Source organism: Allosalinactinospora lopnorensis (assembly GCF_000981225.1).
GTDB lineage: Bacteria > Actinomycetota > Actinomycetes > Streptosporangiales > Streptosporangiaceae > Allosalinactinospora > Allosalinactinospora lopnorensis.
In genome coordinates, this window is the sequence record NZ_LAJC01000017.1 from 42,094 (window position 1) to 62,084 (window position 19,991).

Below are 19,991 nucleotides of genomic sequence, written 5' to 3' on the forward strand. Positions count from 1 at the left end.
TCTACTTGACAACCTGGTCGACGGGCTTGCCTGCGAGGTGGGTGATACCTCGCTTCTTCAGCAGGGACAGCACCTGCTGCTTTTCCTGTGCGCTACCGCAGAGGATGCGAGACGGTGCTTCGGCGCCCAGGAGATCGAGGCCGTTGCGGAACATGATCTCGTTGTCGGAGGCATTGAAGTCGGCCATTTTCATCGGGTCCTTGGTCAACCCGTTCATGGAGTGGTGGCCTTCGGGATTGAGCGCTCCGAAGTGGTCGCTGTTGTAGCCGTAGATCGAGGTGTTGTTGAGTAGGCGAGGCGGGTCATCCCAGACCAGGCGTGCGCCCGGGCCGATCGATGAGGTTTTCCGGACGCGGGTGAAGACGGAGTTCGCGCCTCCCGACATCTTGTCGGATCCTTCGCTCATTCCTTTACCGGATGTGATCCCCATGGCGCTGCGGCGCTCGGTCGAGGCGAGAACGCCTGTGGCCAGGAGTTCTGCGAGATTTCCTCCGCTGACCTCGTGGACGAGGCTCCTGCCCTTCCAGGCCGACTCGATCGCGGGCTGCTGGTTGCCCACATCGAAGCGGCCCCAGGTGAGCCATCCGCCCGAGGCTCGGGGGGCCGGGTCGTATCCTGGGCTGGCGGCCAGCCCAGCTCCGTCGGTGTGTCCGGTCGCCTGAGCGACCGCCTCTCGGATCACCTTTACCTGCGCGGGAAGGCAGGCGGCCGAGGCTTCGATTTGCCATTCCTTGGCGAGCTTGGTCAGCCCGTCCTGGTCGAGCCCTACCGCCTGGTGTGCGTGGGTGTGGAACAGCTCTTGGAGCTGGGCCTCTTCGAGTGCGTTGGCTTGGTTGAGGGCTTTTTTGATCTTCGGATTGCTACCGAGTTTCTGCGCCTCGATGTTGTTCTTCAGGTAGGTCCATTCGCCTTCGGCGTGTGTCATCGCTCGGTTGACCAGGTGTAGGTCGCCGAGCCGGCGGACCATCTCCTCGCCGTTCCCAGCGCCCTGCGGTGCATGCACCTCCAGTTGACCGCGCAGGGTGTATTCGTGTGTGGAAGGGTCGTTGAGGCTGTAGGGGCGGTAGACAGCGCTCCATCCTTCGCCCATGTCGATGAGGTATTCCTTCCCCCATGCCTTGGAGCGGCTCTTGCCGTCCCAGGAGGTCGTGCCAGTGGTTGTGTCGATTTGGGGGTGGATGCGGCTGGCGTCACGGATACTGGCCGACAGCCCCGAGCCCGGGTCCTCTTCGGGCGCTGGCACCATCTTGGTGACAGTGGTCGTGCCGCTGTGCTCATAGGGGGAGACGAAGGGAACCTTGCCGCCTTCGTCGTAGGGCTGCGCGCCTGCGGTGTCGATCTTGTGGCTGATGTCGCCGAGCCAGTTGCTGTAGTAGGCGGCCATGGTCAGTTCGGCCTGGGTGCTCTCCGGGTTGTTCCATACCTCCTGGATTGCCGTCTGCGCCGTCGCCAGGTATTCCTTGGTGTGCTGGGGGATCGGGACCTCGTTGTTCTTGAGCTTGTGATTCACGCTCTTGGCGACCTTGGCGACGAGCTCGTAGAGCTGCTTGTCCTCGTCGACGGGCAGCCGTCCAGTGACCTCCTCCTCAACCTGTGTGGGAACGAGTGTCGGCTCGTTCACGGCGAGTGCCTCCAAGAGCTTGTCCTCGGCTTGTTCGTTGAGTGTGGTCAGCAGCACCTCGCGCGGGTCTTTCCCCTCAGGATCGGTATAGGAGACGAGCGTGGCGGTGGAGTCGACCAGGTCGGCGCCCCCCACCAGCACCGGGACTCCGGCCGCGGCGCCTTCGGGGGGTGTCTGGGGAATCGGGGTAACCACATCGGGCGGCGGCTCGATGTACAGATCGGCGAGCGCTTCCGCGTTCTCCTCGGCCGCCGGTGCCGCGTCCTCTGGTTCCTGCTGGAATGCTTGCTCTTCGACCTCGGAGCCACTCGACTCGTCGCTTTCCTCCTCAAGGAGGGGAATGTCCTCGGCGCCGGATGCGCCCGCTGCGGTGGCGACACCTTCGTCAAAGTGCTCTGCGGATTCGCCGGAAGGAGGAACCGGATCTGACTCTTCTGGCTGGATGGCCGCTGCGGTCGGGGCGGTCTGGTAGGTCTGGTGCGTTGTTTTTCCTCCGCTGCCCATGCTCAGGCTCCGTACTTCAGGGCCGCGACACCGTCGACCCCAAGATCTTCGAAGAATTTAGTAAACGCAGAGCGCAGGTTTTTCTTGCGTTCGCAGGCATGGTCGAGGAACGCATCGGCGATCTGATTTGTCGACACAGATTTCTCTGGGATTCCATGTTTATTCGCGGCCTGCTTGCGCATGGTGGGGACCCATGAGATTTCGCTGCTCTTAGCGCCTTGGTGAGCGGCAGAGTGCAGCATCGCGCGCCATTGAGAATCCGGGATCTTCTCGATATTCGCGATCACTGGATGGGCAACCGCTGGATTGATTTTCACCCCCTTCGCGAGCTCACCAGATTTGTAGCCTTTGTAGGCTTGATGATGGGCGGGCAGGGGGGATCCGTACTTGGCGTTGGGGTGGTAGTCGGTTGCGAGCTTGTCTTTTCCGAAGTATTTGAATGCCTGGCCCGCGTCAACGGGCACGAGTCCGCCTGCGGGCGTTTTGATGATGTTGGCGTGGTTGCCGTCGTGGTCGCCGATGGTCCAGGAGACCACGTGCGCGCGCACCAGTGCGTCGATGTCGCTCTGGGTCCATGAGCTGGTATCGGGCGAGAGCTGCACGGCGTTGGGCACCAAGGGCTGGACGACGCCGTTCTTCCCGTTGATCGTGGCGGTGTAGACCGGTACGGCCGGTACCCCTGCCGCTGCGAAGATCGAAGAGGCGGCGGCTTCGGCCGAGGCTTTGGCTCCTTTGGCCTGGTGGTCGGGTTTGAACATCCACTTGTTGCCGTCCGGGCCTGTGTGCACGGACTTGGTGTGCACTCCGCCGAGGACGCCCCCGGATGTCCCTTGCCCGAAGTCGTGGTTGGCGACGATCGTGGGGTCGACCGGTTTGGGAAGCTCGGTCCAGAGGGCTCCGTGCTGCTGCAGCGCCTGGACGAGCTTGGCGTGCTTACCGGCCCACCCCGTCTTCTGCGGTGTCTCGGCGGCCACGGGCTTGGAGGAGGGTTTCTGCTCCTGTGCCGCACCGCTTGTTGCCATTTCCCCGCCGCTTTCAGGACTCCCTTTCGACTTCTTGTCAGCTGCCTTCTGCTTCTTGGCGACGATGTGTTTCTTGATCTCCTCCTTGTCAAGCCCCAGGTCCCATTGCGCCGCGATCCACTTCTTGGCGTCGTATACGTGGACGCCCGAATCCCCTTCAAGGCCGAGCTGACCAGCGACCTGCTTCAGCGCCTTGGTATCCTTCTTGTTGGCCCACTTGGTGAACTTGTCAGTCAAGTTAATGTAATCGTTTTGGAGGCCCAGTTCTTCTGGTGATACTCCGATATCCTGAGTTGCGCTAGAGAAGTTGATCGGCGCCCCGGGGAACCACTCTAAGACGTCGACTTTCGTTTGAACGTACTCATTTGCTGCGTGAGCGAATCCGGCTACTTCAGAGATCGAATCCGGGTCATTGACACTCAGGTTCTCAGGGAGCTGGAGTCCTCCTTCTGCGGGGTCGATGTACTGGGTGATTTTTGCGTAGGCGGATTTCAGCGCCATAAGCTGGGCCATCCGCTGGTGCGCTGTCTCTTCGAGGTTTTCCTTCTCCTTGCTGGGGGTGGAGTCGCGCGCCAGCCGCAGGCTTGCTTGCATCGACAGGACTGCCCATTGCTCGTCTGTGAGCTTCCCGGCGGCCTTGGCCGCCTCCAAGGCGGGGTGCAACGCCGGCGAGTACGGTGAGATCTTCTCCAAGACCGCATCGACCTTGGCGGTGCTCTGGGCCTTCAAGGCAGCGACCGACCCACTGTCTTTGGCAGGGCAGTAAGCCGTTACCAGGTGGTTCTCGGTCTCGATCAGCGCGGCGAGCTGCTGTCCCGCCGCTTCGTTCCCCACAGCCATTTGGTAGCCCGAGGCGTGCTCCTGAGCCTGGGCGGTCAGCGTGTCCATCTGCTCGGGTGTGGCCGTCCAGGTCCCATGCTGTGCGCTGGGAGGTTCGATGTCGGAGTAGCTCAATCCCGCTACGCTCTCGCCCGCGCACAATGCGGCGAACCGTTCGAGGGCCTTGGCTTGGATGCGCTCCTTGACCTGGTCCTCGCTCATCGGGCTCAGCCACACCGAGAGTGGATGTGGCTTCCCGTCCTGGGTGGTAATCCCGACCAGCTCAGGGTGTTCGAACCCCTGCGCCTTTGCGAGCTCCTTGAGCTCCTCAGGTGTCAGCGAGTTGAGCGCATCAGAGACCGCGCCGTGGAAGGCCGCTCCCTCCTCGATCAAGGGTTCGTTGGGGGTTTCGGCCTGGCCCATCGTCTCGAGTTGGGTCCACGCGTGGGCGGTGGCGGTCTGGAAATCCTGATACCAGGAGCCCAGTGCGTCATCGGAGGGGTTCTCGAGGGCGTGAGCTCCAACCCCCTGCGCCAGCTCTTTGAGGGAGTCGATGGCCTCCTCAAACTCCGCCTGCTGCGGTTTCCATTGCCCGTTGTCGCCGCCGGCCGCAAGGAGCTCGGTTGCATCCGGGGCGGGCTCTTCTGCAGTGGGTGCCGTGGCATAGGTCGCGTGCGTTGTCTTCCCGCCGGAGCCCACTTAGTCCTCCTCCCAGATCGAGCCGGTGAGCAGGCGATCGAGTGCTTCCTCCGCGAGATGTTCAGTTGCTGGCGCCGACCACGGCGCCAGCTCGATGAGCTGATCGGTACCGCTGCCGTCCAGCCAGGCCCTGAGCGTTTCGGGGGTATGCTCAGCGGCATCGAGGCGCTGGCGCCACCCAGCAGAGGCCCCGTAGGTAAGCGGCACCCATGACACGGCGGATTCCAGCGCCCCGCCGATGTGCTGGACCGCGAGCACCCCGACCGGCTCGACCGCTGCGCCAAGCGCGGGGGCCCAGGTGAGCAGGACGAACAGTCGGCGGGTGAGAACAGGGTCGTCGTCTGTCATGTCAGGCTCCGGGTGGGCATGAGGGAGGCGAAGTAGGCGACGGAGGAGCGGAATGCGTCGCTGGTCTTGGCGTGGACTTGCTGGCGGCCGTTGGGCCCCATGACCTCGCCGTGCAGGCCATAGGACTGGGCGGTTGTGTTGACCAGGGCCATCCGGTGACCGAAGAGGTCGACTGCTGTGGCGATGCGGTTGGGGCGCGACAGGCCGGTGATGATGACCGGGAGGGTCGCGGGGATCTCCCTGGCCAGCCAGTGAAGACCGGGCAGCAGCCAGCTCTGCCAGTCCTCGGTGGTGCGCATGGTTTGGGCGTTGATCGCGATCGCTGGCGGGTGGCGTCGGTGATCCACTCGCCCCAGCGCTTCAAGTCCTCCAGGCGAAACCAGTAGACGTTGGGCACAGCCGGCAGCCCAGCCTCGGCGAATTCCGAGGCCACGATCAGTGAGCGCCGCATGTTGAGCAGCTGCTCGGCGCGGGGCCAGTTGCCGTAGACGCTGTAGTTGCAGGCCAGCACCAGATCCCATCCCTGCTCGGCGATGCGCTCGATCAGGCCGTCGCGGCGGCGTCGGGTCCAGAACGCCTCGACCAAGGGGTCCTCGCCGTACCCGCTCAGTACGGCGAGCTGGCCCGGTTTCAGTCCCAGGAGGTCGTGGGCGCTGGCATCGACCCAGCGCTGGTAGATCTCATAGCTGTTGGCAGAGAAGATCCGACGCAGCCCGATGGCGTAGCCGGCCAGTTGAGGTGCGCGTCGAGGTCGTCGATGCCGGTCCCGTCCGTTTGGGGGATGTAGGTGGGCAGGCCTGCGGGAAGCTGCGGCTCGATCTCGATGTCGTCGAAGGTCAGGGTGCCGCCGACGTCGGCCATCCAGGCGGCGATGTTGTCGCGGGAGGGGCAGCGGATGGGACAGGTTCCGCACACCCCGGCTGGCGCGTCGGCCTCGGTTCTGGCGCATCCGCAGTAGGAGCAGTCGGTGTTGCAGCCCGAGCACAGCGGCTCGACCGTGGCGGGGCCACCAGCTCCGTCCTCACCAGTCCAGAAGGCGCAACGGGTGCAGTCGCAACCGCGGCCGGGCAAGGGCAGGGCCGCAGTGGGCATGGGCAGATCGATGCGTGTCACGAGTCATCCTCGGCGGTGTTGAGAAGGGGACGCACTTCGTCGAGGAGCAGGCGCAGTGATCCGCTCGTGTAGCGGTCGAGCCGAGCATCCTCCCGCAGGTGGGCGCAGAGCGCTCGCAGCGCGATCAGGCACTGCTCAGCAGCCGCTCGCGTGCCTTCGTCCACATGCGCAGGCTCAAGAGTGGCCTGGCGCTCCTCAGCGCCGTCATCCTCCAGGGCGGAGAGCTCTTCGGAGGACCGGTATGTCTGCTGGTCTTCCTGGGACGCTCGCGCGAGTTCGGCAGGAAGCCCCGCGGTGGCGGTTCGAGACAGCGCATGGGAGCGGGCGTCGTTGGCTCTTTGGTGGCGCTGCTCGGCCCGATCGAGTGCCTCTTGTGCCGAGGCGGTGGGATCGTCGATGGCGGCCTGGACGGCCGATGGCAGCAGCGTGGTCTGCTTGCGAGCATTGACCGCGGCCCAGATCCCTTCTGCGGCCTCCCGGCGCCCGGCCATCAACTGGCCGAACCGGATCCGGGTGTGGAGACGAACCCGTTCCTCGTCCATCTCTTCGGAGATGTGTCGCGGCAGCGCCTTGAACGCCGCGACCAGTTGCCGCGCCTTGCGTGGGGAGAGCTGCAGACCGATCCGGCGTAGGACTTCGGGCCACGAAGCGGCGCACCTTGGGTCCTGGCCCCGGATGCGCTCCAGGGCCTCCCAGCGCTCGACCGGATCCTCGATCCCATACACCTCTGCCGGGATCGGGAGGCCTGCGCGCAAGAGCTTGCCCGTGAGCACCGCGCAACGGTGCAGCAGCAGCGCCGCAGCCTGCTCTCCGGGACGCAGGGGTTCTCGGGCGAGGTTCTCCACGATCTGCCACACCCGCCGTTCCTCCGCGCTGAGCGGGCCAGGGCAGATAATCGCCGGCAGCGCCTCGAAATGGGGATTGTCTGGCATATGGCTCGCCCCCCATCGGCAGGCGAGCAGGCGGCGCTCCCCCGCCACCAGCAGCAGGCGCGGTGGGCCATCGTCCTGCTGGACCTCCTCGGCCAGCACGGGCTGGAGCACCCCCACGGTGCTGATCGAGCTGATCAGCTCCGACAGCTCCGCGGGCGTGGTGGAATCTCCGGGCCGGCGCCCCTGCACCTCGGTAGCCGCCGAACCGAGCCCGCGCAGCGGAATGGAATCGAAGCGGCGCTGCCGCAGGCGCGGTGAATCGAGCAAGGCCATTAGCCCGTCAGAGGATTCGACTTCTGCAACCATGCCCCTGGAAAGGCAAGGCGGGGGAGGCTTGTGACAGCCTCCCCCGCGCAGCTATGGCCTCAACCTCTGGGAGCGCGGTTCGCCGCACAGCGCTTCCGGCTGCGTCCTCATGTCTTGGGTGTGAGCGTGAAGTCGGTGTAGCCAGATGAGGGGCGAGCAGCGGCAAGAAGATCTCCGCAGTCGGGCCGTACTCCTCCAACTGCTCCAAGGTGGTGGCGCCGACCTGGAAGCCGGAGCGCTCACTGGCGAGGTAGGGGTTCTCTTGGAGGCGCGCGGCCAGATCGAGCCGCCGGTGCTCCAAGCGTTGCGGGCGCGCGCCGGTCAAGATGATCAGCACCCTGGGGAACCGGTTGTAGCGCATACGCCACGCAGGTCTGGGCGAGCCCCTTCGTCGAGAATGGGAGGCTTTCGTTGGCTCGGGGACGTAGTCGTAGTAGGAGGCGTAAGCGGTGACCTTTGCGGCCAGGCGCGGCAACGGCATGGTCGCGCGATCGACTTCGAGGAAGAACTGCATCTGAGCGCGCTGCTTCCTCTTCGCGTCGACGAGCAGGTAGTGCAACAGCGCATCGGAGACGAGGTGGGTGGTTTCAAAGGGCCCGTTGCCGCTGCGAATACGGTGGGCGATCTCTGGTGACCAGTCGAAAGGATCGACGTCATCGCCGCGTCGACGCCCGTGCCGCAGGAAGGCCAGACCGGTGTCGACAACGGCCAGCGCATGATGGCGCAAGGGGCCGCTGGCGCGCTGGCGGTCCATCCGGTAGGCCCGGCCTGGGATATCACCGCTGAGCTCGACGACGGCTGCGCCGTCAGGTGTGGCGTACCAGAGGCTGTCTTTTCGTGTGCCCCGGAAGTTCACCCGACCGGCAAGGCCCGCCTGGTGCAGCTGGTTCAACACGAACAGCACCTGGCGTGTCCACTTCGCGTGCGGAGTCGCCATCTCGTGCACGTGCCGGGTCTTCAGCAAACGGTGGTGGTACAGCAGGTGGAGGACATGTGCCGCAGCTGGGCTCAGCGCGAGGTCGGCTCCTGTCTGGGCCTGGGTGGCGGAGGCAAGCTCAGCAGCCTCATCCGTCGGTCTGGTCGTCATCTCGTGGTGTTCCTCTCCCACTCGCCCTCGGCCGTTATCGCGATTGAGTTGTCGCTGTTGCCGGCCAAGCGGCCCTCTGCTGGGCGCTTCCCACCTCCGTGGGCGACTGTGTCGCCTCGGTGAGCATGGTCGACATTCGGACTACTGGGCTTGGCTGCTCGCTCCAACACGGCGCTGAGGATGCGCTCGTCCAAGGTCTCGAGGTCGTCGAGTACGTCACGTATCCGGCGGCGCCTGAGGTTGGTGTCGATCGCTTTCTGCTGCATATCGAGCCGGTCTGGCCGGTTCTGTTCGGCGAAGAGTTCATCCAGTACCGCACCGCGGACCCGAAACGGCGTGGTGGTCTGACCGCGGACGGTGGCGGAAACGATGTGGTGGAACCTCGGCAGGTCGAGGAGCGTGTCAGGGTGGACATGGCGTTGCCACTGCCGCGTCACGACGCGAACGGCATCGATCTCGCCAGCGGTGGAGGACAGCAAGCTTTGGTTCTGCAGGAGCGCGTCGCGGGTGGTCTTCGTCAGGCGCTGGGCCATCTGGGTCATCGCGTGAAGCCTGACCCCGTACTTGCCGAGCTGCTCCAAGATCGCGGCCAGATACCCCTTGGAGGCACCGTCGACGGCGGTCACCTCGTCGATGAAGGCGTCAAAGCGGATACGTTGCTCCGGTGGGAGGTCGGCACGACTGCGGCCGGCCCTGAACAGGTCATAGGTCAGGAAGCAGGCGAGCAGGCGGTCGATGTCGCCGCCGGGAGTACACAGGAACACCACCCTGCTCTGGTCCATTGCCACGCGCACGTCGTAGGTGCTCACGCTGGAACCGAAGAACGCCGAGAGGGTCCGGCTGGATCTCAGACGGTCGATGACGTTGGTGACCGTAGGGGTGGCTTCAGCGGGGTACTTCTCGTAGATGTTCTCCCAGTAGGTCTGGATGTGCCGGGGCAACGGTTGGACGACCGTGTCCCGCCAGGTCTTGTCGTGCAGCAGCGTGGGGATCTGGAAGAGCGTGGGCGCCACGTCAGCAGGCAGCCGCAGGGCCAGGTGACACAAGGTCTCCACAGCCTTGGTCAGGATCGTCCGGGCACGGGATGCTTGATCTCCCCACGACAGCGCTGAGGCGATGGCCGTCACCACGGCATCGACTTTGTCCTCCACGTGTTCGACGCTGAGCCCGTGCATGGACAGGGGGTTGTAGCCCGCGATTCTCGAGTCATCGCCGCGTTCGGTCAGATCGATCTCCCAGAGCCGTCCCAGGACCTGTGTTGAGTCAGGAGGGGGGCCGCACGTCGCCAGCCGTCGGCATGCGGATCCAAAAACCACACACCGTGCCCGGCGAGCGCGAGGGCCACCGCCTGGACCAGGGCGGTCTCTGTTTTTCCGTAGCGCGATTTGCCGATTCGGAAGCTGAAGAACAGATCCTCCAGGGGCATGCCGTAGAGGCGTTCCAGCGTGTCGGGGCCGGTGGCATAGCCGATCGGGAGGACATCGGCCTGGCCGGTGTAGACCGGCAGCTCGCGCGGTAGTGGGGGCACCACGCCCCCTGAGCGCTTCACGTTCAGATGGCTGCAGTGCCGCGTCGGTGGCTTAAGCAGCCCGGCCAGCTCCGAGGCAGTCAACAGGTTGGTCTTGCGCGGGCGGAACAGGCCGGTGCGCAACCTGCGGTCGAAACTGCGGCGCCAAGGCCACCAGTCGGCTCCGATGTGGATGAAACCGAGGTTGAACCCAGCAGCACGCCAGTAATTCTCCGCCTTCCAGGCGTCGAAGGCCGCCTGGAGCTGGTGCAGGTGCGCCTGAGCCCGCCCAGGGATCTCAGATTGTGTTCTCAGAAGAACCTGGACCTCAAAAGCCGGCTCTCTCAGGTCGAACTTCGTCAACACCGGAGCGGTCGTTCGACCTGCTGGGGACATTTCACCGGGAGATGTCTGGCGGACGGGCCCAGCAGGACCCGGGGCTCCCCCGGGAACGAACTCATTGAGAAGCTCTGAGCCGAACGAACCGAGTTCCTTGCCCAGCTCTGAGAAGAATCCACCCATGCCTCCGCGACCGCCGGCCACACGCGCGTTCGCCTGGCGGCGCAAATAGGCCATGCGTGCCGGGGTCAACGGCAAAAGATCGATGTAGACCTCCGCTCGTTCCCCGAGCTCGGGGCGCACATCGTGGACAGCGGCGGCAACCTGCTGCAGCGGGTCGGGCTTCAGGGGTAGATTCCGCAGCCAATGCGTCTCATCGGCGGCGAGGACGAGTTCCGCCCGCGCCACATGCACCGGCCGCTCCTGCTCGTATGACTCAGTCCGTCGGCCTTCTGTGGCCGGTTCCTCCCGAAGGGCGATGTCTTCCACCTCTTGGTTCGCCATACCTCTTCCCCATGTCGTGGACTCCATGGCAGGAGGAAAGAGTGAAAAGCGCAGAGCTGTGACAGAGCGGGCGGGCCGAACTTCGAAGGCCCTGCCGCAGGCATCGGGAGGTCAGGTTGGGCGGCGGCGGATTCGCTGGCTGTCCCACGTATCGATGCGGCTCTTGCGCCAGACCTGAGGCACGCCCTCACTGCGCTTGTTTCCCGCCATCGACAGCAGTTTCCGCACAGCCTTTGCGACCTCTTCATCCGCCACGATCAAGGCGACGGGGTCGTCCTCAGGGTCGGGAAACGGTCGTGCGGCCGTCTCACGCTGACCAAGGTGAGCGAGCAACGTACCCCACTTGATCCCGAGATGCTCGGCCACGGCAGCAGCGTTGAGCAGTTCGTCACCGTCATTCAGCGGGATGGACAGTGGCGTCCAGCCACGATGCACCCCTTCCATGAGGGCGCCAGATCGCCATCCCGGCGCGCCTCGTGTTCTAGAGTGGCACAGTCTTCCTCCGCGTTTTCGCGCGGTTCTCGGACGACATGGAAGCGCCGCGTGCCGTCTCTCCCAAGACCGGCACGCGGCGCGTTGTCCGCGAGGGCTACAGTGATGCGACCTCGTAGCTCTTGCGAGTCTTCATCACCAGCTTCAGTCCACTCCAGTCGTCTGGAACCGCTTCGACCCCGACCTCCAGCGCCATCAACAGGTTGTCGGCTAGGGTGTCGCGCGCTTCGGCGAAGGTTCCGCCCTTCCCCAGGCATTCGCCCAACCCCGCGTAGGGCGAATCGGTTCCAGCCATCCATCCTTCGGGGGTGAGATCAGCGACGGCCTGAACCGTGACCGGGGCGCCGGAGAAATCCCCCTTCCGAGGGAAGTCGAAGACCGTGTGCGCATAGACCCGAACCTTCTCGATGGCGGTCATCGGGACGGAGACTTCTCCGCCCTGGATCAGTTTCCACACCTGCGAAGCAAGGTCCACGCGCGCCGATTTAAAGTCCACCGCGGTGGCGGTCGGAGCGTCGATCCCGAAGAGCTGGCCATGCCATCCCTCCTTTGAGGACGCGACGATGGCGTGGACGCACACAACGGACTCTCCGGCCATATTCCAGACGATCATTTTCGCTTCTCCTCTGGGGTTCTCGGACCTTGGGGGTCGTCTCTCCCCTCGACCCCCAATCTGCGATCAAGGAGATCCTCCCTCCTCAATCTCTGATACTAATAATACATTATTATCAAGTGTGACACAACCGGATCCGGCTAACACCGGAGTAGAGGAACGTCTAAGTAGGGATGTTTATCCGGGGTGGTTGAAAGACCCTGAAATGCTTTCACCCCGAGCGGGTAGGGCGCGCATCTCAACCTGGCTATATGTCGGGTGGCGTAGCACAGAGCTGGCTTGACGAGGCCCGGAGAGGGTGAATCCAAGGTTGCCGTCATCGTCGGTCGCCAGCGTGATCCGCACGCTTGCCGCCCGCCTCGGGCGCATGCGCGACTCGGCTGGCCTCGTGCGGGTCAGCTGCAGGGCGAAGCGTTGGGTCTCTTCCTGGGTTGGGTCGAAGGTAGACGAGGGAAGGAGTTCGTACTCGACGCGTGTGGAGAGCGATCTTTTGATGATGAAATGACGGATCAGTAGAACCGCGATCAAAGCAGCCGCTGCCGCACCAGCTATCGCGATCACCGGCATGAGGACGTCTGCTGTAAGGAGAGAGTGGAGCGCCTTCGGCGCACTGAGCCCATCCGGCGCGGCCAAGCCGCGCCCGAGTGCCCTCTCATGCAGGACAGGCGGGGCGGCTATGCCAACCGACGGGCACTGAGAGAGAGATGTCGCAGATTCCAGAACCACGTCCCCTCCTTTGCTGGCAAGGCCTTGGGAGTCGCCTCTTTGGTTGCCGAATGAAGTAATGTCTGAAGTGTTCATTGAAGTGCTCTTTGAAGCATTCTTCGAAATTCCGAGTGAAGTAATGTCTGAAGTTCCGGACAAATAATCGAAGGGCCACAGGTTCAACAAGGCACAGAAGGCCTGTATGCCCGAGGGAGTGGAGCAATCAATTAACTGGGATCGGCGTTTCAGGAAACTTACCTGTTCCATTCAGAGCGAGGCCTCGAAAGATGCCTGCTCCACAGCCTCCTCCTGCCGACTTCCCCTCCCGCCCACCCTCAAGGCGAAGAATCTGCTGGCGATCAGCCCCTGCATTGACTCCCTGCGCTGCTGTTCAGCGCTTCAAGAACCAGGAAGGAAGACGCATCGGGAGTTGTGACACCGCAGGGGCTTCCTGGCCTTCGGGACTGGCAGGAGTCGGTGATCGAGTGATCTGTACTCTCCGTGACGTAGATAACTGATCGTGCAAACGTCGGATACTGGCTGCGTGTAGAGCGGCTTGGGCGTGGTGCCCTGCCCGGCCGGGCAGGGCACCTCCGACAGGGCTACCGGGGAATCACCCCCTCCCCCTGGCACATTTCGCAGACCTCGCGAGTCGTGGGGTGGGCACCGGAGCCGTTGCAGTCCGGGCACGTCCGGTTCGTCTTGTCGATCGCCATGGCGGCACATTCGCTGCCGGCCTGCTCTCCGCGATGGCCCCAATCTTTGTTTTCCTAGGTCAGAGCGGTTTTTCTGGGACTCGTCTCCCGCGTAGAGGCCGGGGCGCGATACTGCGGACATGGTGAACATGACTTCGCTTAGGGTGTCGACCGCCGGTGTGCGGGTCGGCGACATCGCCGGCTGGCCCGGCTGGGAGGCCGAGGTCCCCATGGACTGGCGCACCGGACGCGCCCGGCGCGACTTCGAGGGCCGGTGGATCATCCACGACATCCCGCCCGAGGAGCCCGACCCGGTCGACGCCGACCGCCCCAGTGCCGACCGGGCCGCGCGGCGTGCGATCGTGGGCCTGGCCGAGGCGGCCGGAGGGCATGGCAGCGGAAACCTCTTCCTGGACCTGCTGGCCGCATCGGTGCCGACCCCGGTCGGCACCCGGGACGTCTACCAACGGGCGCGCGCCGTGGCGCTGATCTACCAGAGCGCCCACCACCATGGGCTGGACCCGCGCCGCGCGCTGTGCGCCGTCTACGGTCTGACGGTGGTCAACGATGTCCCCGGGCAGCGGGCCGAGTTTCCGAGCACTCTGGACAACTGGCTGCGCCAGACACGCGCCGCCCGGCGGCCCGACGGACAGCCCTACCTGCCTGGCAGCGCTCCCCGGAGCGCCTGGCCGCGCCGCTGGCCGCTACGGCGCCAGCGCCCACTTGAACACAGTCAGGCCCACCCCGAGCCTGCCCCGGGCACGACCGCACAGGGCCCTTACGCTGGACGCGTGCTGAGGGTGAAGGCTCACCCGACGCGGCCCGCTGGGCACGACATCGACGGGGTGCCCCTGGCCGACATCGCCCTGGAGGGCGAGTGGGACGACGGCCAGGAACTGGAGCTGGAGGAGCTGCCCGCGGTGCGCTATGCCGACCTGGTGGCGGTGCATATGGTGCGCCTGAGCGAGCGCCTCAAGGAGAGCTACCCTGGCGTGCGGGTGGAGGTCACTGGCGCGGCGATCCCGCACTGAACAAAAGCCCCAAGGCCGTTAACGAACGTGCTGCCAACCGCAGGCGCGGAACCAGCACATCGGCCAGGTCGTCATATGAGATGTAGGGGAGTCACTCCCTTCCGCGCCTATCCCCTGGCGCCCGTCGATGTCATCGCGCTCTGCGCACACATCGACGGTCTCGTCCCACGCCTTTCGAGGGTGGGAGATCGAGAGGAAGAGGCCGCCCATGGACCCGAGTGTTGTCGATTCGGTCCTCATCTTCCTGGTTGTGCTGCTCATGGTGGCTGCCGTCGAGCGGTACATCGGCAGGTAGATGAGGCCAAGAGCCCCCGCCGGAGGACCGACGGGGGCGTTCCTATGCCCTCGCCTGTCCGAGAATCGATCGTTTTACAGACAGCGGCCGGGGGTGGCCCCGCTGCCGTTTCCGTTTGGGCTGCCGCCGCCGGGTCTTAGTGGGCACACTTTGGTCATGTCGGTTCTTTCCCGGGTGATGTACGTACTGGGTGGGGTGGCGGTCTTCGCCGCGGTGGCACTGGCGCTGTGGCGCCAGGATGTGGAGTTCGCCAGCTGGGTCGCGGCGATCGTGGGGGCGGGGGTAATCGGTGGCGGGTGGATCCTGCGCGGCCTGGCCGCCCACCCGGCCCCCGGCGGTGGGGTGGGCGGTGATGACATCACGCTGACCGAGGTCGTGACTAAGGGCGGCGTCACCGGCAAGCGCGGCCTGGCCGCCCCACCCCGCGACCCCGAGGCGCCCCCCGGATCCGGCGGTGTGGGCAACGACCGCATCCGTATCGAAGGGGTCCAGGCCGGAGGGGACGTCGTGGGCAAGGAAGAGCGCCCGGCCAACCCCGACACCTGAACCCCCCTGTCCCCTGCGACCGATGCGGAGCCGCCCATGCCCGCCGCGCCTGAGCCCGCCGGCGACTCCATCCACATGCACGACATCACCGCCGGTGGTGATGCCATTGGTAAGAAAGTCGTCCACGAACACCACTACGGGCCCGCCCCCCAGGCGGTGCAGGCCCTGCCCTCGGTTCCGGCCGGCTTCACCGGCCGCACCCAGGAGCTGACCGAACTGCTCGCAGCCTTGGACCCCACCTCTGCCAACGCCGCCGGGGAATCGGGGGGTGTGGTGATCTCGGCGCTGGCCGGAATGGGCGGGGTGGGCAAGACCGCGCTGGCCGCCAGGGCCGGCACCGCCGCACGCGCCAAGGCGTGGTTCAGCGGGGTGCTGTGGGTAGACCTGCGCGGCTACACCCCCGACGCCGAGCCGGTCAGCGCGCACCAGGCATTGGATGCGCTGCTGCGCGCCCTGGGGGTGGCCCCGGCACACATCCCCGCCCAGACCTCCCCGCGGGCCGCGCTGTATCGCTCCCAGCTGGCGGAGGTGGCCGCCCAGCGGGGCGGCCCGCTGCTGGTGGTGGCCGACAACGCCGCCACCCTCGCCCAGGTCCACCCCCTGCTGCCCGGCCCGGGCGGGCACCGGCTGCTGGCCACCTCCCGCGAACGGCTCGCCCTGACCGGGGCTCGCCACCTCGACCTCGACGTCCTGACCCCCCAGGAAGCGCGTGAACTGCTTGTCCGGGCGTTGCAGATCAACCACCCCGAGGACGCGCGCGGTGAAGACACCACCGGGCTAGATGAGCTCGCCGGTGTGTGCGGGTTCTTGCCGCTGGCCCTTGATGTGGCTGCGGCCGTGCTGGTGCGCTCCCCACACCTGGGGCCTTCCCGGCTGGCCACCCGCCTAAGCGGCACCGCCCGCCTGAAGCGTTTGGACCGGGTGCGCGCGGTCTTCGACGCCTCCTTCGCCCACCTCACCGAGCAGCAAGCCCAGGTGTTCCTTCTGTTGGGGGCCGCGCCGGGCCCTGCCACCTCCACCCGGGCGGCCGCGGTGCTCACCGGCCTGGACAAAGACGACGCAGAGGAGGTGCTGGAGGTGCTGGAGGTGCTGGAGGTGCTGGAGGTGCTGGCCGCGGCCCACCTGCTCATCGCCCGCCCTAACGACCGGTGGGCCATGCACGACCTGCTCACCGACTACGCCCGCCACCACCAAACCCCCGCCACCACCAAACCCCCGCCAACCGCGACCAGGCCCTGCACCGGCTGCTGGACTTCTACACCACCACCGCGCGTGACGCCGACGCCCACCTGCGCGCCCTGCCCGGCGATGCCGTGCCCGAGGCCTTCCCCGACCACGACGAGGCGCTGGCCTGGCTGGAGGCCGAACACCCCACTCTGCTCGCCGCCGTCGAAGCGGCGCGGGCGGCCGGCCACACCACCGCGGCCATCGACCTGCCCCTGCATCTGGCCACCTACCTGGACCGAGGGCGCTACTTCGAGGACCTAGCGAAGGTCTCCCGCATCGCCCAGGCCACCGCCTACGCAGAAGGCGACCGCCACCGCGAAGCCAGGGCGTGGACCAACCGCGGCAACGCCCTGCGTCGGGTGCGGCGATTTGAGGAGGCCATCGACGCCCACCAGCACGACCTCGCCTACTGCCAGCAGGTGGGCGACCGCCACGGCGAAGCCAGGGCATGGAATGGCCTTGGCTTGGCCCTGCGGCAGGTGCGCCGGTTTGGCGAGGCGATCGAGGCTCACACCTACGCCCGCGACACCTTCGCCGAACTGGGCGACCGCCACGGCGAAGCCAGGGCGTGGTACCACCTCGGCTTGACCCTGCTTTGGGTGCCGCGGTTTGGCGAGGCGATCGAGGCTCACACCTACGCCCGCGACACCTTCGCCGAACTGGGCGACCGCCACCGCGAAGCCAGGGCATGGAACAACCTCGGCCTCGCCCTGCACGGCAGCGGTCGGGTGGGTGAGGCGGTTGCGGCGGTGGAGCGGGCGGTGGAGTTGTATGAGGCGACCGGTGATGAGCACCGGGGGGCCATCGCCCAAGAGCTGCTGGCCAAGATCCGGCGAGACCTTGGCCGGGATGGGGGCTGACTTCTGGGAGGGTCCGCGGGCCACCCGGTTGGCCAGACGGCCAGAGGGTCACTGCAGGGTGTGGCCGACGCGTACCAGGCGGGCAACGAAAAAAGCTGGGGGACGCCCACCGGATCCAACCCGGCCATGTGACCGCGGCGGGGGCCTCGCCCCCGAGGCCACCCGCTCTGGGCTTTTCCCGCTACGCCTGAGCCGCCCCCAAGCGCCCTTGAGGAAGCCTTCTGAGAGCCCCGAGCTGTGATGGCCTACTCGGGCTTGTGGCCTTCAGGGGGAGTGCGCCCCTGGTGGGGGTGGGCGATCAGCGAGTCGAAGAACCGGAAGGCGCTGGCGAACACCACCAGGCCAGCGAGGACCGCCTCGGCAATATGGCGGCCAGACAACCAGGTCAGCACCGCCGCTACCCCGGTGCAGACACAGCTCATCGACAACACCAAAGCCAGGCGCATGCTCAGGCGGGCAGAAGGAGCGTCTCCAAAGGAGGTCATGACAACCTTTCAGCGGTAAAGGGCCACAGCCCGGACGATGCCGGGCTGTAGGTCGCTTCGGCCCCACCACCCCACGGCAGCAAGCGATTCAACGGCGAGAGAAAAACCTCGAGAAAATCCGTGGGGTCCCTGCCCTGCCCTGACATAGGAGGGACGGCACGCCTTCACGCGGCGTGGCGCTCCCGGCCGGTCGTTTCCGGGAGCGCCTATCGCGTCACAAGGAAGGACACGAAGGGAACACGGATGGACGAGCAGGCCGGACTGGGTCCGGGCTCGTCTGAGCGCCTACAACCCGATGTATGTAGGCGCTCAGGCGAGCCCGGCTCCGGTTCCGCGAATCTTTCCACCGGCTCTTTGCATCCCCCCGCCGGTGACTGGGCGGTGTTGGGAGACCTCCTTGAGCGCCTCGAAGCGGACTACGCTTCTGAGGAAGGCGACCAGCTGCGTCAGGGCCAGGAGAACCTGCTTCGACGCCTGGCCGACCACACCCTCCTCAGCGAGCTCGCTGAGGACGGCTTCACTGGCCCCCGCTATGAGATGTTCGAGGCTGACCTGGCCGCATATGGCTATCCGGTCATGCTCTCCTGGATCCGAAAACGCCGCATCTACTCCCTGTGCGCACGCCAGGGCCGCCCCCTACAGCCCCTCGAAGCCGACGCCGAGCTGCTGAGCACCTCGTTCAACGAACGTCTCGGACTTGCGGTAGAGACCGTGGCCGAGGCGCTGAAGTTCTTCCGAGACCACGCGCTCATGCAGCGTAAATGGTCGATCGAGGGCGGCGCCTCGATCAAGACCTACTTCGTCGGCGCCTGCCTCTTGGCCTTCCCCAACGTCTACCGCCGCTGGTCGGGTGAGCGCGCCAAATGGCGCCAGGCCCATTCAGTCGCCGCTGCCTTTGAGGACGACCGCTGCGTTATGGACCACATCCGGGATCCGGCCGAGACTGCCACGTTGAAGCTGATGGCCCAGCAGGCCATGGATGAGATGCCACCTGACACCCGTGAGATAGCCGAACTCGTCCTCGACGGTCACACCCATGCCGAGATTGGCCAGCAACTAGGATGAGCCCCCGCGCAGTCGAAGGCCGCCTTTATCGGATCCGGAGGAGGATGGGAGAACGAGGATGAGCGAATCCCACTTCAGCGCGGACGACATCGTCCTCCTCTACGAGGTCCTGGAACGTCTCCAAGCCGAATCGCCCGACCCCGTACGCGCTGAGACGCTCTCGGCTCTGTCCTGCGTGCGCGATGCGGCCGACCACGGTGAACCGGTCGATTCCGAAGCTCAGCAATCTGCGCTGACGGCGCTACAGCGCTACCTCTCTCTTGTAAACGAGAGTTCGCTGGGCACCGCAGGGGCTCGAGCGATGAAACGGCGAGCTCTTTCCGCTCATGTCAGCGCGATCCTGCAGGCTGCCCACAAGCCCGATGAGCACCGTCGGACCTCCCCCCAAGGCGGCAGGGGCGTGGGGGGAGGGGGCCGCCGTCCTTGGCCCGCGAAAAGCGTCATCGCCTCCCTCAAGCCCGACCAGTGCCGTGCTCTCCTCGCCCTGGGGCATCTGCGACACTTCGCCGCCGAAGACGTCCTGGTGCACCAGGGCGAGAGAACGAGACACGTCTTCGTGCTCATCGACGGCGTCACCAAGGTGACCCACAGCTCCCGCAACGGGCGCCGCGTCCTGCTCGCGATCCGTTCCCGCGGCGACCTCATCGGTGAGCTGGCCAGCCTGGACGGCAGTCCGCGGATCGCGACGGTCACCGCCACCGGCCTGGTCTCCGCCGTGGTCATCGCGCACCGGGACTTCGAGGCGTTCCTGGCCAAAAACCCGGAGGTCTCCCAGGCGGTCAGCGCGTCGATCGCCGGCAAGTTCCACTCCACCACCCAGCGGGTGATCGACTACAGCGCGCACGACGTCCCGGTGCGCCTGGCCCGGGTGCTGTACCAGCTCTACCAGGACTACGGGCTACGCAAAGGCGACCGCGTCGAACTGGGAATCCCCATCACCCCGCCCGAGCTCGCCTCCATCATCGGCGCCTCGGAGGTCACCGTACAGAAGGCCCTGGCTGACCTGCGGCAGCGCAGAATCGCCAGCACCGGCTACCGCACCAACGCGATCACCTCATTTGCGGCACTCGCGGAAACAGCAGATATCAATGACCAGTGAGTTTTGGCTCAGATCCACCCACCTGGCCACCATGGCGCTGCTGGGACAAACGGATGCGCGAGCGCGGCGCGGTGTCC

At 65.8% G+C, this 19,991-nt stretch carries 18 protein-coding genes; 6 read left to right on the top strand and 12 right to left on the bottom strand.

The genetic code is table 11. The features are described from left to right. Window position 1: 1 nt before the first annotated feature. From VS93_RS08670 to VS93_RS08710, 11 genes are all read right to left on the bottom strand, one after another. On the bottom strand, window positions 2-2,125 hold the full coding sequence (locus VS93_RS08670; RefSeq protein WP_046469461.1) for a hypothetical protein: 2,124 nt from the start codon (window positions 2,123-2,125) through the stop codon (window positions 2-4). Window positions 2,126-2,127: 2 nt separating this feature from the next. After that, the gene (locus VS93_RS08675) at window positions 2,128-4,665 is read right to left on the bottom strand and encodes a hypothetical protein (protein ID WP_046469462.1); all 2,538 of its coding nucleotides are present in this window, start codon (window positions 4,663-4,665) and stop codon (window positions 2,128-2,130) included. Beyond that, complete coding sequence (locus VS93_RS08680; RefSeq protein WP_046469463.1) at window positions 4,666-5,013, bottom strand: hypothetical protein; 348 nt, start codon at window positions 5,011-5,013, stop codon at window positions 4,666-4,668. Beyond that, window positions 5,010-5,312: a hypothetical protein gene (locus VS93_RS31260; protein ID WP_236700427.1), complete on the bottom strand. Its 303-nt coding sequence runs from the start codon at window positions 5,310-5,312 to the stop codon at window positions 5,010-5,012. The genes VS93_RS08680 and VS93_RS31260 overlap by 4 nt, the downstream gene beginning before the upstream one ends. Window positions 5,313-5,643: 331 nt before the next feature. Then, a complete protein-coding gene (locus tag VS93_RS31270) occupies window positions 5,644-6,126 on the bottom strand; it encodes a hypothetical protein (RefSeq protein WP_236700424.1) in 483 nt (160 codons plus the stop codon). After that, window positions 6,123-7,331 (bottom strand): ParB/RepB/Spo0J family partition protein, encoded by a 1,209-nt coding sequence (locus VS93_RS08690; RefSeq protein ID WP_046469464.1) that lies wholly within the window; start codon window positions 7,329-7,331, stop codon window positions 6,123-6,125. The genes VS93_RS31270 and VS93_RS08690 overlap by 4 nt, the downstream gene beginning before the upstream one ends. A gap of 7 nt (window positions 7,332-7,338) precedes the next feature. Further along, a complete protein-coding gene (locus tag VS93_RS08695) occupies window positions 7,339-8,451 on the bottom strand; it encodes a replication-relaxation family protein (RefSeq protein ID WP_082126731.1) in 1,113 nt (370 codons plus the stop codon). Continuing rightward, on the bottom strand, window positions 8,448-9,626 hold the full coding sequence (locus VS93_RS26800; RefSeq protein WP_052745613.1) for a hypothetical protein: 1,179 nt from the start codon (window positions 9,624-9,626) through the stop codon (window positions 8,448-8,450). The genes VS93_RS08695 and VS93_RS26800 overlap by 4 nt, the downstream gene beginning before the upstream one ends. Before the next feature lie 47 nt (window positions 9,627-9,673). Next, window positions 9,674-10,801 (bottom strand): hypothetical protein, encoded by a 1,128-nt coding sequence (locus VS93_RS26805; protein ID WP_052745614.1) that lies wholly within the window; start codon window positions 10,799-10,801, stop codon window positions 9,674-9,676. Window positions 10,802-10,912: 111 nt separating this feature from the next. Further along, a complete protein-coding gene (locus VS93_RS08705; protein WP_046469465.1) occupies window positions 10,913-11,245 on the bottom strand; it encodes a hypothetical protein in 333 nt (110 codons plus the stop codon). 145 nt (window positions 11,246-11,390) lie between these two features. Continuing rightward, on the bottom strand, window positions 11,391-11,906 hold the full coding sequence (locus VS93_RS08710) for a hypothetical protein (protein WP_046469466.1): 516 nt from the start codon (window positions 11,904-11,906) through the stop codon (window positions 11,391-11,393). Between the two features lie 1,549 nt (window positions 11,907-13,455). Between VS93_RS08710 and VS93_RS08715 the strand changes: the two genes are divergently transcribed. From VS93_RS08715 to VS93_RS31280, 4 genes are all read left to right on the top strand, one after another. Further along, entirely contained in the window at window positions 13,456-14,337 is an 882-nt protein-coding gene (locus VS93_RS08715; RefSeq protein WP_156184732.1) for a hypothetical protein, read from the top strand. 451 nt (window positions 14,338-14,788) lie between these two features. Continuing rightward, window positions 14,789-15,178, top strand: coding sequence for a hypothetical protein (locus tag VS93_RS08725; protein WP_156184733.1), 390 nt, complete (start codon window positions 14,789-14,791; stop codon window positions 15,176-15,178). A gap of 36 nt (window positions 15,179-15,214) precedes the next feature. Beyond that, window positions 15,215-16,666, top strand: coding sequence for an NB-ARC domain-containing protein (locus VS93_RS31275; RefSeq protein WP_052745615.1), 1,452 nt, complete (start codon window positions 15,215-15,217; stop codon window positions 16,664-16,666). 14 nt (window positions 16,667-16,680) lie between these two features. Continuing rightward, window positions 16,681-17,265, top strand: a complete 585-nt coding sequence (locus VS93_RS31280; RefSeq protein WP_269082817.1) for a tetratricopeptide repeat protein — start codon at window positions 16,681-16,683, stop codon at window positions 17,263-17,265. Window positions 17,266-17,510: 245 nt separating this feature from the next. On the opposite strand, the gene VS93_RS08735 is transcribed toward VS93_RS31280, so the two are convergent. Then, a complete protein-coding gene (locus tag VS93_RS08735) occupies window positions 17,511-17,750 on the bottom strand; it encodes a hypothetical protein (RefSeq protein WP_156184734.1) in 240 nt (79 codons plus the stop codon). 381 nt (window positions 17,751-18,131) lie between these two features. Between VS93_RS08735 and VS93_RS08740 the strand changes: the two genes are divergently transcribed. Together VS93_RS08740 and VS93_RS27870 are read left to right on the top strand one after the other, a co-directional pair. Further along, window positions 18,132-18,815: a sigma-70 RNA polymerase sigma factor region 4 domain-containing protein gene (locus tag VS93_RS08740; protein ID WP_046469471.1), complete on the top strand. Its 684-nt coding sequence runs from the start codon at window positions 18,132-18,134 to the stop codon at window positions 18,813-18,815. Between the two features lie 58 nt (window positions 18,816-18,873). Then, the gene (locus VS93_RS27870; RefSeq protein ID WP_082126733.1) at window positions 18,874-19,914 is read left to right on the top strand and encodes a Crp/Fnr family transcriptional regulator; all 1,041 of its coding nucleotides are present in this window, start codon (window positions 18,874-18,876) and stop codon (window positions 19,912-19,914) included. Window positions 19,915-19,991: the final 77 nt, after the last annotated feature.